We start from the raw sequence: 15,912 nt of genomic DNA on the forward strand, positions 1-15,912 counted from the left end.
GCCATGCGCGTCAACAAATACATCAGCGAGGCCGGCATCTGCTCGCGCCGCGAGGCGGACGAGCTGCTGCTGGCCGGCCGCGTCACCATCAATGGCGAGGTGGTCACCACCGGCGCCAAGGCGCTGGAAGGCGATGAGGTGCGCGTGGACGGCGAGATCGTCCGGGCGCGCATCCTGGCGCCGTCGGCGGCGGCCAAGCGTGGCGTCTATATCGCACTGAACAAGCCGGTGGGCATCACCTGTACCACCGACCAGACGGTGAAGGACAACATCGTCGATTTCGTCGACCACAAGGAACGCATCTTCCCGATCGGTCGCCTCGACAAGGATTCGGAAGGGCTGATCCTGCTGACCAGCAACGGCGACATCGTCAACGAGATCCTGCGCACCGAAAACAACCACGAGAAGGAATACCTGGTGGCGGTGAACAAGCCGGTCACCGATGAATTCCTCAAGGGCATGGCGCGCGGCGTGCGCATCCATGGCCAGATGACCAAGCCATGCAAGGTGCGCAGGATCGCCAAGTTCGGCTTCGGGATCATCCTCACCCAGGGCCTCAACCGGCAGATCCGCCTGATGGCGGCGGAGTTCGGTTACCGCGTGACCCAGCTGCGCCGCGTGCGCATCATCAACGTGAAACTGGGTCACCTGAAGGTGGGACAGTGGCGCAACCTCACCGAGGCGGAGCTGAAGGGGTTGCTGCCCCATCGCACGCAGTGGTGAATGCGCTCTCTCCCCTCATCGGTGGGGAGTAGAAGCGCACTGAGTGCGCGCCTGACCTGGGCTCATGCTTTCTGCTCGTCGTCCCTGCGAAAGCAGGAGGCGCCCTTCAACAGCCGAAGGCTGGTCATCCAGTGACTTCGGCTCGTGGTGTAGCGGTTCGGCCAGCTTGCCGCCTGCGCGGCGGGCGTTTCGAACGGCTGCCGCCGCTCGAGTCACTTTTCTTTTGCTGGCCCACGCACGCGCAGGAGCGCGTGCGAACGGCGAAGCCGGCCCGAAGGGCGGAGGGCAGGATGCCCGGAGTCAGGGAAAAGTAACCCAAAGAGAATGGCCTCGAGAGCTGGCAGCGATGCGTGGCATACAAGCGCCGAGGCCTGGAGCAAGGAGCTTGGCGTTACGTGCTACCTCAGGGATTGCGGCTACTCCGCGACTCGGCGATGTACTGAGGACTTAAAGCGATGCGTGGCGCCGCCGCACTTAGCCCCTCTCCCCTCGGCGACCCGAAGGTAGTCCCTGTGGGAGAGAGGGGTTGGGGTGAGGGTGCGGGGCTTGCGCGGCCTTTCTGTCTCGCGCTTCGCCCGAACCCTCATCCGCCTGCCGGCACCTTCTCCCAAAGGGAGAAGGGACCCTTCGATGAGCCTTGCCATCGCGTGCTGCGGAGCAGCACGCTCAGTGCTCCACGGGTCATTGAACCTAAGTGCCTGTTGGGATCATGGGCCAACGCACTTGCATCATTCCGTTGGTGGCGGCAAAAACTCGACATCACCGCGTCTCTGGTGCATACGTATTCAACCCGACGACCCGGGCCTGCCAGCGCAGAATCACCGGACTCATAAAGGGGAGAGTTCATGAGCAGCACATCCAATGCCATCGGGGACCTGGGCGAGCGCGCCACCGCGCGCGTCGTGCTGATCGCCGCTGCGGCCGCGCTCGGCGGCTTCCTGTTCGGTTTCGATACGGCGGTGATCAATGGCGCTGTCGACGCGGTGCGCGGCAACTTCGGGCTGGGCGCGGGACAGATCGGCTTCGCCGTATCGTGCTCGCTGCTCGGTTCGGCCCTCGGTGCCTGGTACGCCGGCCCGCTTGCCGATCGCTTCGGACGCGTGCGCACCATGCAGGTGGCGGCGCTGTTCCTGGCGCTCAGCGCGCTGGGAGCGGGCCTCGTGACCGGCGTAGGCAGCCTGGTCTTCTGGCGCGTGATCGGCGGTATCGGCGTGGGCGTCGCCTCGGTGATCGCACCCACCTACATCGCGGAAGTTTCGCCGGCGCAGGTGCGCGGCCGACTGGGTTCGCTGCAGCAGCTGGCCATCGTGCTGGGCATCTTCGCGGCGCTGCTCAGCGACGCGTGGCTGGCCGGCACCGCCGGCGGCGCATCGCAGACCCTGTGGCTGGGCCTGGCGGCGTGGCGCTGGATGTTCCTGGTGGCGGTCGTGCCGGCACTGGTCTACGGCTCGCTGGTACTGGGCGTGCCCGAGTCGCCGCGCCACCTGGTGGCAAAGGGACGCCTGGCCGAAGCACGCGACGTGCTGCGCCAGGTGCTGAACCTGCGCAACGAGCAGGCGCTCGACGCCAAGCTGCAGGACATCGAGCTGAGCCTGCGTTCGGAATTCCGCCCGCGCCTGCGCGACCTGCGCGGTCCGCGCCTCGGCCTGCTGCCGGTGGTGTGGGTCGGCATCCTGCTGTCGGTGTTCCAGCAGTTCGTGGGCATCAACGTCATCTTCTACTACTCGTCCACGCTGTGGCATTCGGTGGGCTTCAGCGAGGCCGATTCGTTCTCCATCACCGTGGCCACCTCGGTCGTCAACGTGCTGGTGACGCTCATCGCCATTGCGCTGGTCGACCGCATCGGCCGCAAGCCGCTGCTGGTGATCGGCTCGGCCGGCATGGCCATCACGCTGGGCCTGATGGCCTGGTGCTTCTCGCAGGCCACCGGCAGCGGCGCCAGCCTCAGCCTGCCGGCGCCGTGGAACATCGTGGCGCTGGTTGCCGCCAACGCCTACGTGGTGTTCTTCGGCATGAGCTGGGGCCCGATGGTCTGGGTGTTGCTGGGCGAAATGTTCCCCAACCGCATCCGCGCCATTGCGCTGGCGGTGGCGGCTTCGGCGCAGTGGCTGGCCAATTTCGCCATCACCAGCAGCTTCCCGGCCCTGTCCGAGATCGGCCTGAGCTTCGCCTACGGCCTGTATGCGCTGTTTGCGCTGCTGTCGCTGGCATTCGTGCTGATGTCGGTGCGCGAAACCAAGGGCATCGAGCTGGAAGACATGCACGGCTGAGGCCCGCGAGGGCGCCAGGGCCAACGGCTCCGGCGCCCCCGCTGCTGTGCCCCGCGGCCCGTTCCCGCCCCGTCGGAGGCGGCATGCGACAATGACGCATGACCGATTTCCGTACGCTCCCGCTCAAACCCGCGCTGCTCGCCAGCGTGGAGACCCTCGGCTTTACCGAGATGACCCCGGTGCAGGCGCAAAGCCTGCCACCCATGCTGGAGGGTCGCGACGTGATCGCGCAGGCCCGCACCGGCAGCGGCAAGACCGCGGCGTTTGGCCTGAGCGTGCTGCAGAGCCTGGATGTGGACACCATCCGCCTGCAGGCGCTGGTGCTGTGCCCCACGCGCGAACTGGCCGACCAGGTCAGCAAGGCGATCCGCAAGCTGGCCGCCAATATTCCCAACGTGAAGCTGCTGACGCTGTGCGGCGGCATGCCGCTGGGGCCGCAGCTGGCCTCGCTCACGCATGATCCGCACATCGTGGTGGGCACGCCCGGCCGCGTGCAGGAGCACCTCAAGCGCGGCAGCCTGCACGGTGGCGGCATCAAGGTGCTGGTGCTGGACGAAGCCGACCGCATGCTCGACATGGGTTTCAGCGAAGCCATCGACGACATCGTCGGACGCATCGCCAAGCACCACCAGACCCTGCTGTTCTCCGCCACCTATGCGGAGGAAATCCGCCAGGTGAGCAAGCGCGTGCAGCGCGACCCGGTCGAGGTGACGGTGGAAACACCGCACCACGAGACCACCATCGAGCAGCGCTTCCACGAAGTGGATCCGGCGCAGAAGGTGGACGCGCTGGCGCAGCTGCTCGGCCAGGACAGGTCGCAGCACGCGCTGGTGTTCTGCAACATGCGCAAGGACGTGGACGCAGTGGCGCTCGAGCTGGATCGGCGCGGCTTCTCCGCCCTCGCCCTGCATGGCGACATGGAGCAGCGCGACCGCGACGAAGTACTGGTGCAGTTCGCCAATCGCAGCTGTTCCATCCTGGTGGCCACCGACGTGGCGGCGCGCGGGCTCGACATCGCGGCCTTGCCGCTGGTGGTCAGTTACGACATCGCGCACGACCCCGATACGCATACGCACCGCATCGGCCGCACCGGCCGCGCGGGCGAGGACGGCCTGGCCATCACCCTGGTCACGCCACGCGAGCGGCCCAAGGCCGTCAACATCGAGGAACAGCTGGGACAGTCGCTGCCCTGGCAAGCGCTCAGGCTCGCCGCGCCGAAGGGCAAGCAGCTGCACCTCGCGCCGATGAAGACGGTGGTGATCGACGCCGGCCGCCAGGACAAGCTGCGCCCCGGCGACATCCTCGGCGCACTGACCGGCGATGCCGGGCTTGATGCGAAGGACATCGGCAAGATCGACGTGTTCGCCACCCGCGCTTACGTCGCCATCCGGCGCGATCTTGCGAACAAGGCGCTGGAACGGTTGCGCGCCGGCAAGATCAAGGGGCGCAATTTCCGGGTACGGGCGCTGCACTGAGGCGGCCGTCGCGGCCGGCTGCAGCTTCGCCGCTGCGCACGCCCGTCCCGTCCGGGCCGGGCTTCCGGCAGGCGGGCCAACCCAACCATCGACCCATTCGATGGCGCGCACGGCGTAGTAAGGTGCCGCATTCTCCATCACCCGGATCATGCCCGTGTCCCGTCGAACCCTCTGCCTTGCCGCGCTGCTGGCCACTTCGTTCGCGGCCCGGGCCGCCGAGCTGCCGGCCGTGCCGCGCGAACAGCCCTCGTTGCAGGCACTGGCCACCGCACCGAGCGAAGCGGAACTGCACGCGACCATCCAGAAGCTGGTGAGCTTCGGCACGCGCCACACGCTGTCCGATACCAAGTCCGACAAGCGTGGCATCGGCGCCGCGCGGCGCTGGGTCAAGTCGCGCTTTGAGCAGATCTCGAAGGATTGCGGCGGCTGCATCGAAGTGGTGACGCCGTCGCAGATGTTTACCGGCAAGCGCGTGCCGCAGCCGACCGAGGTGATGGATGTCGTCGCGATCAAGCGCGGCAAGGGCGATCCCAAGCGCGTGATCGTGATGTCCGGCCATCTGGACTCGCGCGTCACCGACGTCATGAACGCCACCAGCGATGCACCCGGCGCCAACGACGACGCCTCCGGCGTGGCAGCGCTGATGGAGGCCGCACGCATCCTGTCCAGGCAGGACAACGACGCCACCCTGGTGTTCGCCGCGCTCTCGGGCGAGGAGCAGGGCCTGTACGGCGGCAAGGTACTGGCCGACTACGCCGTTGCGCAGGGCTGGCAGGTCCAGGCCGACCTCAACAACGACATCGTGGGCAACAGCCACGGCCAGAACGGCGTGCTCGACAACACCACCGTGCGCGTGTTCTCCGAAGGCACCAGGACCAACGAGACGGCCGAACAGGGCAAGTACCGCGCCTACCATGGCGGCGAAGTGGATTCGCCCTCGCGCAACATCGCGCGCTACATGGAACGGATCGCCTCGACCTACCTGCCCGACCTGCGCGTGCGCATGGTCTACCGCACCGATCGCTACAGCCGCGGCGGCGACCAGGTGCCCTTCCTCGAGGCCGGCTATCCGGCCGTGCGCGTCAGCGAAGGCCACGAGGACTACACGCGCCAGCACCAGGACCTGCGCACGGAAGGCGGCATCCACTACGGTGACACCATCGAAGGCGTTGACTTCCGCTATCTGGCCCGGGTCACCGCGCTCAACACCGTCACCATGGCCGCCCTCAGCCGCGCACCCGCACCGCCGACCGGCGTGACCACCGAAGGCGCGCTCGCCACCGACACCACCGTGCACTGGAAGAAAGTCCCTGGCGCCGCCGGCTACGTGGTGCACTGGCGCGACACCACCGCGCCGCAGTGGCAGTACAGCCGCGCCGTGGGCGACGTGGACCAGGCCGCGATCAAGGACGTGGTGATCGACGACTGGTTCTTCGGCGTTTCGGCCGTCTCCGCCGATGGCCATGAGAGCCCGGTGGTGTTCCCGGGCGACGCCGGCAGCTTCGAGCGTACGCCGGCCGCCAAGTCGCCGTGACGGTCACCCCCGGGCGGACGTCCCGGCCAGTCGCCAGCGGCTGCCGCCCGACGTAAGATCGGGCGGCCGCTGCGCCATGGGGGAGCCGCGACCGCATCGAACCGGTGCGCATCAACGGACGATACCAGGGGGACATCCATGTTTCGCACCACGCTGTTGCCGGCGCTGCTGCTGGCGGCCTGCGCGCTGGCCACGCCAGCCCGGGCCGACGATGCCGGGCGCACCAAGGCCGAATCATTCGTCGCCTCGCTGCACCCGCTCACCGGCAAGGTCGTCATTCCCGGCGCGGAAGCCACGCTCAACCTGGCCGATGGCTACAGCTTCCTGCCGGCGGCCGATGCCCAGCGCGTGCTGACCCAGCTGTGGGACAACCCGCCCGACGACTCGGTGCTGGGCATGATCCTGCCCGGCAACGACGCGCGCAGCGTGCTCGACGGCAGGCGCTGGGCGGTGGTGGTGACCTTCGTCGACGAGGGCTACGTCTCCGACCAGGATGCCGCCAAGATCGACTACAACGCGATGCTGAAGGACATGCAGGAGGCGGCCCGGGACGAGAATGCCGAGCGCCTCAAGCAGGGCTACCCCTCGATCGAACTGGTGGGCTGGGCCGAGCCTCCGCGCTACGACGCCGCCGCGCACAAGGTGTACTGGGCGCGCGACCTGAGGTTCAGCAAGGCCGACGGCACCGACGACGGCCACACGCTGAACTACGCCATCCGCGTGCTCGGCCGCAAGGGTTACCTCTCGCTCAACGCAGTGGCACCGATCGAGGAGCTGGCGCAAGTGCGCGCGGACATGCCGCAAGTGGTGGAGATGGCCGAGTTCGACCCCGGCCAGCGCTATGCCGACTACCAGCCGGGCACGGACAAGGCGGCCGCCTATGGCATCGCCGCGCTGGTCGCCGGCGGCATCGCCGCCAAGGCCGGCCTGTTCGCCAAGCTCGGCCTGATGCTGCTCGCGCTGAAGAAATTCGTCGTGCTTGGCATCGCGGCCATCGGCGGCATGTTCTCGCGCCTGTTCCGGCGCAAGCAGGCCTGAGCTTTCCTGCGGCGGCATCGCTTGCGGTGCCGCCGACGTGTTCGCGTGTCCTGATCCTCATGCGGGGGCTGTGCGATGACGTATCCCGAGTCACCCCTTCGGCGCCACGAGCGCGTGGCGCCCACCTGGGACGGCGTGTTGCCGCTGGAGGTGTCCCGTCGGCCACCACCGTTGCCGCCCAAGCGCTCCGGCTACATCGCCGCGCACTGGAAAGGCGAGCTGTCGCTGGCGCAGTCGTACTGGTGCAACGGCGTGCTGCTGGGTTTCGGGTTGCGGGTGGTCGAATCCGTGCTGATGGCGTGGATCAAGGAAAGCCACTCGTCGCTGACGCGCCTGCTGGTGGTCGCGGCGGTTTATGGTGCCGCGCGCCTGGCGATCTCCGTGTGGCAGGTGGTCGGCATCCTGCGGGCGGCGTCGCTCAGCGGCAGCCGCTGGGCCGTGCTGGTCAACATCCTGATGGCGATTGCCATCCTTGCCACCGTCGCCGGCCTGGCCACTGAAGTGCGCCAACTGCAGGCGCTGGCCCGCGGCGCGGCCGAGCAGCGCCGGTTCAACCATTTCAGCATCGCACCCGACGTTGCGGGTGCCGCCATCGTGGCGAAGGGCAGCATCGGCACGGATTACGCCGACGGCGTCGCCGATGCGTTCGCGGCCCACCCGGCCATTCACCGGCTGATCCTGGACAGCGTGGGTGGCGATGTCGACAACGGCATGCGCCTGCACGACTTCCTTGCCGCGCATCCGGACATCGTGGTCGAGGTCGACCACGTTTGCGCCAGCGCCTGCACGCTGGCCTTTATCGGCGGCGAGCAGCGCATCGTCTCCAGCGATGCCACGCTGGGTTTCCACCAGATGCGCTCGATGATCGACTCCGACGCCTCACGCGCCTACCTCGGCGACGCGCAGGAAAAGTTCAAGTCGCTGCTGGCCAGTCGCGGTGCATCGGCGGACTTCATCCGGCTGGCGTTTGCCAAGCAGGGCGACAATTTCTATGCGCCCGAGGCGGATTCGCTGTTTGCCAATCACATCATCACCGGCCTGCGACTGGGCGGCCGGGAGCTGACGGCCGCGCAATGGCGCATGGAGCAGTTCCTGTTTGCCTATAGCCTGCAGCCCCGCAGCAGGCCCATGGGCGAGGCGTTGGCACTGATCCGCAGCCAATGGCCTTCGATCTACGACACCTGGGTCCAGCACAACCTGCGCATCAAGGACGAAGCCGACCATGACAGGCGCGTTGCCGATTACAACGTCGAGCTGTGGCGCACGCTGCACGCGGCGCGCAGCGCCGCCATGCGCACCGCCGGCAGCGACCACGTGCGCCAGTTCGCCGAAGACCGGCGCGCGCTGCTCGCGAGCCTCAGCGAGCACCTCTCCGCCGACACCTGCGGACGCTATCTCGCCGGCGAAGCCGTCGACGTGCGCGACCAGGGCGACGCCCTTTTCATCGCCAACGGACGCAGCTACGTGGATCTGTTGACCGGCAACGACCCCGGGCGCGCCGTCGGCATCGACTGGGCGCTGGGCGCGCGCGAGCTGGCGCAGGTGCGCGATCGCATCGGGGCCACCATGCCTGCGCGCGCCGGTGGCCAGGCGCACGCGACCTTGTGCCGGCAGCAGATCGCCCTGCTCGACCAGTTGCTGGCGCTGCCCGGCGCGGGCAGTGACATGGCCTTGCGCAGCCTGTTCGCATCGGCCCGATAGGCCGACTCAGTGCTCCGGCTCTAGCCGCACGCCCAGCGCGGCGAGGCGCCGCAGGCCGTCAACGCCGGGCTGCAGCACGCGGCTGCCGGCGCGTCGGTGCAGCCAGCCCGCCTCGAGCAGGGTGTCGGTCAGCGCCACGCCCAGCGCACCGCCAAGATGCAGGCGACGCTCGGTCCAGTCGAGGCAGCCGCGTCCGCCCAGTTCGAGCAAGCCACGCACGGGGGCTTCCTGCAGACCCGCTGCCGCAAGCGCATCGGCGCCGGCGGGCAGCAGGCACAGGCCGTCGGTCGTCGCGTGCAGGTAGCCCTGGGCCAGCATGGCATCGCACAGGCCCACGCCGAGGCGACCGGCGAGATGGCGATAGCACGTGCGCGCCAGGCGCAGCGAACGATCGCCCTTCCATGGCGTCAGCGGACGCACGCGCGGCAAGGCCAGCGCCTCGAGCAGGGCGGCGACCTCGTCATTCGCCAGCCGGTAGTAACGATGGCGCCCCTGCACGTGGACCGCCAGCAGTCCACCATCGAGCAGGCGCCGCAGATGCGCGCTCGCGGTGGCGGCGCTGACGCCGGCGGCGCGGGCCAGCTCACCCGCCGGCCGCGCCGTGTCGTCGATGAGGGCCAGCAGCATGGCCGCGCGTGCCGGCTCGGCAAGCAAGGCGCCGATCTCGGCAAGCTGGTAGCGACCGGGGAACTGGGCTTCGCTCATGCGTGCAGTCTAGTGATGCCTGACGCCCGCATCCTTCGCTGGCCGTCGAAACATGGAAGGACACGATCGCATCGGATCAGAACAAGGTGAACATGGCCGCCAGCCAGATCAGCGAGACGCCCAGGGCGAACGTGCGACGCGCCACCGGCACGCGATCGGCGCTCTCGTCCGGGACGGGCGTGGTGGCAATCCACGGCGTCGCCGCCAGCACGGCGAAACCGATGAAGCCCAGCGCCACCACCAGCCGGTCGTTCCATTGCCATGGTCCGGCCTCGTGCAGGCCCCAGTAGCCGAGGAACGCCATGTCCACCGCGCACAACGTGGCCGAGGCGGAGCACAATCCAACGACCGAACCTACTGGCGCGCGCATCTCACGTGCTCCCGGCGGGATGTCATCGCCGGCAAGCGTACCCCAGCCAGCCACAGGCGGCGGCGACATGTCGAAATGCCAGGCGTCCGTTCGTCGCCCAGGCAGACGGCTGGACGCCGGCGCGCCGTGAATGGTTCTTCACGCGCGGGCCCGGCGCCGGCACGACCGCAGCAACCGCCCATTCAAACCAGCCATGGGAACCGCTCATGTCGTTGACGCTCTACATGCATCCGCTTGCCTCGTTCTGCCAGAAGGCGCTGATGGCGCTTTACGAGAACGACACGCCCTTCCGTCCCCATCTGGTCGATCTTGGCGACGAGGCGGCGCGGGACGCGTTCTACAAGCTGTGGCCGATCGGTCGCTTTCCGTTGCTGCACGACGCGGCGCGCGACTGCCTGGTACCCGAGTCGAGCATCATCATCGAGTACCTCGCGCAGCACTACCCGGGCCCCGTGCGCCTGATACCCGCCGATGCCGACCAGGCGCGCGAGGTGCGGCTGCGCGATCGCTTCTTCGATCTCTACGTGCACGAAATGATGCAGAAGGTGATCACCGATCGCCTGCGCCCTGCGGGCGAGCACGATCACTTTGGCGTGGCCCAGGCCAGGGAGAAGCTGCGGGTCGCCTGCAACCTGCTGGAGCAGGACATGAAGACGCGCACCTGGGCCGTGGGCGAATCACCCAGCATGGCCGATTGTGCGGCGGCGCCCGCGCTGTTCTACGCGAACCTGGTGATGCCGCTGGACGACGCCCACCCGCATACCGCCGCCTACCTGCGGCGCCTGATGCAACGGCCCTCGTTTGCACGCGTGCTTGCCGAAGCCCAGCCGTACCTGCACCTCGTGCCGCGGGAGCCGGCCCACGGCTGAGCCGCACGAAATGGCGCCGCCGCGGCGCGTTTGCTTGCGCGGGACTGACGTGCAAGTGACTGTTCGGGCAGGCTTTCCCACTGCCGGCTGAACGAAACGGGGCAAATCCCTGCGACGCGTCAACGCGGCAGGACGGGCTTCGTTTTCCGGCCTGTGCCACCCACAGCCGGGTGGCCACAGGGGCCACGAGCTCGGGCACGCGGGGATGCATCTCCCCAGGCCAGGCTCACCCTGCCACAGCCCACCAGCACACAAGGATCCAAGCCATGCAGACCAAGTTGATGTCGCGTTTCAGCCTGATCGGTTTCACCATGGCCGCCGCGCTCGCCAGCGCCGGTGCCATGGCGCAGGCCGCCACGCAGGACAACGTCCCCGGCCATCCGCGCGTGAACGAGGTCAACAACCGCCTCGAGAACCAGCAGGATCGCATCCAGGCCGGCGTGTCCGATGGCCAGATCAACGCCAAACAGGCAGCCCGCGACGAGAAGCAGGACGCCAACATCGCCGCACGCGAGAGCCGCGATGAGGCCAAGCACAACGGTCACCTGACCAAGGCCGAGCAGAAGAACCTCAACAAGTCGCTGAACCACGACAGCAAGCGCATCCACAAGCAGCGCGCCGCCGGCTGATCCACTGCACCACCTCGCACGACGAACGGCCCGGCCCCTGCCGGGCCGTTTGCTTGTGCGGGGTGCCATCTCCCCCCTTCCAGCACTGGTGACCGGTGGCGGGCGTGCGAGTATCGGCGGACCACATCATGGCGGGAGGGCTTATGGTCAGCAGGATTCTTGCGGTGGCTTGCCTCGGGGCGCTGCTGGCGGGCGCGGCGCATGCCGTGGACCCCGCGGGCAGCAAGCCGCAATACGGTCGCTGGGGTTTCGACCAGGCCGGTGCCGATCCGGCCACCCGGCCCGGCGACAACTTCTTCCGCTACGCCAACGGCACCTGGCTGGACCGCACGCCCATTCCTGCCGACAAGCCGGCCGTCAGCCTGCGACTGGCGATGACCGACCTCACCGAGCAGCGCCTGCATGAGCTGATGGAGGCCTCGGCGCACGCCGCAGCACCGGCGACCGGCCTGGACGGCAAGGTCGGTGCGTTCTACCAGTCGTACATGGACGAGGCGCGCATCAATGCGCTGGGCGCCAAGCCGATCGCCGCGCAGCTCGACGCCGTGCGCAAGGCCACCACGCGCGAGGCGCAGGCCGCGCTGATGGGCCGCACCAGCGTCGACTTCGAAGGCGCGCTGTTCAATCTGGCGATGGACGTCGATCTGAAGGACACGAAGCACTACGCGGTCTACGTCACCCAGGGCGGGCTCGGCCTGCCCGATCGCGACTACTACCTGAAGCCCGAGTTTGCCAGGCAGAAGGCCGCCTACGAGGCGTATGTCACGCGCCTGCTCACGCTGGTGGACTGGCCGCATGCCGAGGCCGCCGCGAAAGACGTGGTCGCCTTCGAAACAGCCATCGCGCAGGCCAGCTGGAGCAAGGTCGAGCAGCGCGATCCGGTGGCCATGTACAACCCGGTGAGCGTGGCCGAGTTGCAGCAGATGACCCCGGGCTTTGCCTGGGCCGGCTATCTCAAGTCGGCACAGCTGGGCGATCTCCAGCGCATCGTGGTGGCGGAGAAGACCGCCTTCCCCAGGCTCGCCGCGCTTTACGCACGCACGCCCGTCGCCACCATCCAGGCGTGGCAGGCCGCCCGCATTGCCGACAATGCGGCGTACTACCTGTCGCAGCCGTTCCAGGACGCGTACTTCGAGATGCACGACAAGACCCTCACCGGCCAGCAGCAGCAGGCCGTGCGCTGGAAGCGCGCCGTGCACGCGGTGTCCGGTGGCGATTGCGGCATCGGCGAACGCCTCGATTGCTTCGGCAACCTCGGCTGGGGCGTGGGCCAGCTCTACACGGCGAAATATTTCCCGGCCAGCTCGAAGGCCAAGATCGAGGAACTGGTCGCCAACCTGAAAGCCGCGTATCGGGTGCGCATCGAGAAACTCGACTGGATGGGTCCGCAGACGCGCCAGGAGGCCCTGCGCAAGCTCGACACCTACACCATCAAGGTCGGCTACCCCGATCACCCGCGCGACTATGCGAACGTAAGCGTTCGCAGCGACGACCTGGCCGGCAACGTGCTGCGCGCGGCGGCGGCGGACTGGTCGTACTACGTCGGCCGCCTCAACGGCGCGGTGGACCGCAGCGACTGGATCATGACGCCGCAGACCAACGATGCCTACAACGGCTCGCTGCGCGACATCGTGTTCCCGGCGGCGATCCTGCAGCCGCCGATCTTCGATCCCGACGCCGACCCGGCCATCAACTATGGCGCCATCGGCGGCGTGATCGGCCACGAGCTCACCCACGGTTTCGACGACCAGGGACGCAAGATCGACGCCGACGGCGCGCTGCGCGACTGGTGGACCGCCGCCGACGCCAGGGCGTTCGACGAACGCGCCAGGAAACTGGGCGCGCAATACGATGCCTTCGAACCGCTGCCCGGCGTGCACATCAACGGCAACCTCACCATGGGCGAGAACATCGCCGACCTCGGCGGCCTCACGCTCGCGCTCGATGCCTACCATGCCTCCCTGCATGGCAAGCCGGCGCCGGTGATCGACGGACTCACGGGCGACCAGCGCGTGTTCCTGGGCTGGGCGCAGGCATGGCGCGGCAAGCTCACCGACGACGCCATTCGTCGCCAGGTGACCAGCGACCCGCATTCGCCACGCGGCTTCCGCGTCAACGGACCGGTGCGCAACATCGATGCCTGGTACCAGGCCTTCGGCGTGCAGGCCGGCGACAAGCTGTATCTCGCGCCGGAGCAGCGGGTGCGGATCTGGTGACGCGCGATGCCGGTGCCGGGTAACCGGCATCGGGCCGAACGTTGCGGTGGTGCCCGACCGGGCCGCACAGGTCCTGTCGGGTCGCCCAGGGCACCGCTACACTCCGCCAAACAGTCAGGGGGAAGGTCGATGCGTTCTTGGTGTCTTGCCGCAATCGCGGCCTTGGCGCTTGCCAGTCAGCCGGGCCACGCCGGTGCCGCCGACACGATGGCCGAAGCGAGCATGCTGGTCGAGGGTACGGCCGTCATCAATCCGGATGGCAGTGTCGCCAGCTACAAGCTCAAGCAGCAAGAAAAGCTGCCGCCACCTATCGTCGGCCTGATCGCGCAGGCATTGCCTGCGTGGAAATTCCAGTTCAGGACTCCACCGGCGGCGCCGGTGGAGGAAAACATGTCATTGCGCATCGTGGCGACCGACGCCGATCGCACGCACATGACCCTGCGCATTGCCAGCGCCCAGTTCGAGCAGGGAGCCCAGCCCGAGAACGAAATTCTCCGCTATGCCTCGCAGAAAAGACCTCTATATCCCCGGTTGTCACTCGACGGAAGGATGTCCGGCACGGTGTACGTGCTGGTGCTGGTGGACCGCGACGGCAAAGTGACGGAGGCCGCCGCCGAACAGGTAAACCTGCGCCGTTACACCGACAAAAGACTGATGGAGCTCTATCGGAAGGACCTTGCCAACGCAGCGCTCAAGGCCATCAGGCAATGGACCTTCCATGTGCCCACGGCCGGCAGTCAGGCGCAGGCGCCATCCTGGTATGGACGCGTGCCGGTCACGTTCTCCGTCAACAACATGGACCCAAACGACGGTTCGAAATACGGTACGTGGGAGATCTATGTCCGCGGGCCACGCGAAACCATTCCATGGCTGCAGGATCGCCGGCTGCTCGCCGAGGAGCCTGACGCCACGCCGGATGGTGCCCTCCACCAGCTCGACGGAGGCGCCAAGCTCCTCACGCCGCTGTCGCCCAACTGAGCCACGGATGCCGGCTGCCCGGGGTCGCACCAGGGCCACCGGATTTCCTCATCGGCGACGCCAGTGCTTCAACCCGTGCGTGGAAGGTCGGCGGCCTCGCGGCTCGCCTTCGCATGGAAAGCCGCCACCATCGGCGTCGTCATCATGGTGGTGACGATCGCCATCACCAGCAGGATGGTGAACATCGCGCTGTTGATGACGCCGGCATCGAGGCCGACCTTGATGACGATCAGCTCCATCATGCCGCGCGCATTCATCAGCGAGCCGATGGTGAGGCTGTCGCGCCAGTCCTGGCCCGCGATGCGGGCGCCGGCGGTGCCGCCCAGCAGCTTGCCGGCGACCGACACCGCCAGCACCAGCAGCAGCGCCACGCCGGCGCCGCCGGTCAGCAGGGTCGAACTGGTGCTCAGGCCCGCGAGCACGAAGAACACCGGCAGCAGCGCCGCCACGGTGACGCGCTCGACGCGGTCGATGAGTTTCTCCAGCAGGCGGTCGTCGCGCGGCAGGCAGGCGCCGAACAGGAACGCACCGAACACGGCATGCAGGTTGAGCCACTCGGTGATCGCCGCACAGCCGAACGCGCCCGCAAGCAGGAACGCGAGCACCGCGCCGTCCGCGTTGCCATCCGGCGCATGGCGCGCCAGCAGCCTGCCGCCTAGCGGTCGCAGCACGAACCAGGTCAGCGCGAGCAGCAGCACGAGGCCGATCATGGTGCGCCGGAACGGCGCCCAGTCACCGTGCGCGCTGATCAAGGCCACCACGAAGGCGAGCATGATCCAGGCCAGCACATCGGCCACGGCCGCCGCGGCGATGCCAAGGCGACCAGGCAGGCTGTCGGTGATGCCGCGCTCCTTCACGATGCGCGCCATCACCGGCAACGCGGTGATCGCGCAGGCCGTGGCGAAGAACATCGCAAAGCCCGGCAGGCTGATGCCAGGCGGCGCGTAGTCCGCATACAGCCAGGGCGCGATGGCCAGCGCGAGCGCGCCCGGAATCAGCATGGCCAGCCCGCCGATCCACATCGCGGGACGCAACAGGCCACCGTGCGCCTTGGCCGGCACGCGCAATTCCGCGCCCACCACCGCCATGAACAGCACCAGGCCCAGGGTGCTCAGGCTCTGCAGGTTGCCAAGGCTGTCCAGCGGGAACAGCCGCTGCTGCCAGCCGGGCGCGAGCGCGCCAAACACGAGCGGTCCCAGCGCGAGGCCGGCCAGCATCTCGCCCACCACCGCGGGCTGGCCGACGCGCCGCGCGATCGCGGCGATCAGTCGCGACACCACGATGATCACCAGCAGTTGGACGAGCAGCAGCGGATGGCCCATGGGCTTCTCGATGGATCGGGACGGCCGGACGGCCACGCCCGAGCTTGCCCTGTATACGCGGTGAGCTGCAACACGTGCCGAC

General features: G+C 68.1%; 13 protein-coding genes. 10 read left to right on the plus strand and 3 right to left on the minus strand.

Annotated features, from left to right (window positions below):
- Nucleotides 1–3: 3 nt before the first annotated feature.
- The 6 genes from rluF (at nucleotide 4) to ACXU4B_RS17130 (ending at nucleotide 8,741) form a co-directional block, all read left to right on the plus strand.
- On the plus strand, nucleotides 4–723 hold the full coding sequence (rluF, locus tag ACXU4B_RS17105; RefSeq protein WP_131413245.1) for a 23S rRNA pseudouridine(2604) synthase RluF: 720 nt from the start codon (nucleotides 4–6) through the stop codon (nucleotides 721–723).
- Nucleotides 724–1,568: 845 nt separating this feature from the next.
- Entirely contained in the window at nucleotides 1,569–2,993 is a 1,425-nt protein-coding gene (locus tag ACXU4B_RS17110; RefSeq protein ID WP_131413243.1) for a sugar porter family MFS transporter, read from the plus strand.
- 98 nt (nucleotides 2,994–3,091) lie between these two features.
- On the plus strand, nucleotides 3,092–4,468 hold the full coding sequence (gene dbpA, locus ACXU4B_RS17115; protein ID WP_131413240.1) for an ATP-dependent RNA helicase DbpA: 1,377 nt from the start codon (nucleotides 3,092–3,094) through the stop codon (nucleotides 4,466–4,468).
- 154 nt (nucleotides 4,469–4,622) lie between these two features.
- Entirely contained in the window at nucleotides 4,623–6,002 is a 1,380-nt protein-coding gene (locus ACXU4B_RS17120) for a M20/M25/M40 family metallo-hydrolase (RefSeq protein ID WP_425481448.1), read from the plus strand.
- Nucleotides 6,003–6,140: 138 nt separating this feature from the next.
- Nucleotides 6,141–7,040, plus strand: coding sequence for a DUF2167 domain-containing protein (locus ACXU4B_RS17125; RefSeq protein WP_131413236.1), 900 nt, complete (start codon nucleotides 6,141–6,143; stop codon nucleotides 7,038–7,040).
- A 75-nt stretch (nucleotides 7,041–7,115) separates the two neighbouring features.
- Nucleotides 7,116–8,741, plus strand: a complete 1,626-nt coding sequence (locus ACXU4B_RS17130) for a hypothetical protein (protein ID WP_131413234.1) — start codon at nucleotides 7,116–7,118, stop codon at nucleotides 8,739–8,741.
- Between the two features lie 6 nt (nucleotides 8,742–8,747).
- On the opposite strand, the gene ACXU4B_RS17135 is transcribed toward ACXU4B_RS17130, so the two are convergent.
- Together ACXU4B_RS17135 and ACXU4B_RS17140 are read right to left on the minus strand one after the other, a co-directional pair.
- Nucleotides 8,748–9,446, minus strand: coding sequence for an ArsR/SmtB family transcription factor (locus ACXU4B_RS17135; protein ID WP_131413232.1), 699 nt, complete (start codon nucleotides 9,444–9,446; stop codon nucleotides 8,748–8,750).
- Between the two features lie 76 nt (nucleotides 9,447–9,522).
- Complete coding sequence (locus ACXU4B_RS17140; RefSeq protein WP_131413511.1) at nucleotides 9,523–9,816, minus strand: hypothetical protein; 294 nt, start codon at nucleotides 9,814–9,816, stop codon at nucleotides 9,523–9,525.
- Nucleotides 9,817–10,022: 206 nt separating this feature from the next.
- Between ACXU4B_RS17140 and ACXU4B_RS17145 the strand changes: the two genes are divergently transcribed.
- The 4 genes from ACXU4B_RS17145 to ACXU4B_RS17160 all read left to right on the plus strand — a co-directional run bounded on the left by ACXU4B_RS17145 (nucleotide 10,023) and on the right by ACXU4B_RS17160 (nucleotide 14,508).
- Nucleotides 10,023–10,685, plus strand: a complete 663-nt coding sequence (locus ACXU4B_RS17145; protein WP_131413230.1) for a glutathione S-transferase family protein — start codon at nucleotides 10,023–10,025, stop codon at nucleotides 10,683–10,685.
- Between the two features lie 266 nt (nucleotides 10,686–10,951).
- Nucleotides 10,952–11,314 (plus strand): hypothetical protein, encoded by a 363-nt coding sequence (locus tag ACXU4B_RS17150; protein WP_240734190.1) that lies wholly within the window; start codon nucleotides 10,952–10,954, stop codon nucleotides 11,312–11,314.
- A 143-nt stretch (nucleotides 11,315–11,457) separates the two neighbouring features.
- Nucleotides 11,458–13,530, plus strand: coding sequence for a M13 family metallopeptidase (locus tag ACXU4B_RS17155; protein WP_131413228.1), 2,073 nt, complete (start codon nucleotides 11,458–11,460; stop codon nucleotides 13,528–13,530).
- Nucleotides 13,531–13,692: 162 nt separating this feature from the next.
- Nucleotides 13,693–14,508 (plus strand): energy transducer TonB, encoded by an 816-nt coding sequence (locus ACXU4B_RS17160; RefSeq protein WP_131413226.1) that lies wholly within the window; start codon nucleotides 13,693–13,695, stop codon nucleotides 14,506–14,508.
- 68 nt (nucleotides 14,509–14,576) lie between these two features.
- On the opposite strand, the gene ACXU4B_RS17165 is transcribed toward ACXU4B_RS17160, so the two are convergent.
- Nucleotides 14,577–15,830 (minus strand): cation:proton antiporter, encoded by a 1,254-nt coding sequence (locus ACXU4B_RS17165; protein ID WP_131413224.1) that lies wholly within the window; start codon nucleotides 15,828–15,830, stop codon nucleotides 14,577–14,579.
- Nucleotides 15,831–15,912: the final 82 nt, after the last annotated feature.

The organism is Dyella soli, assembly GCF_054482295.1.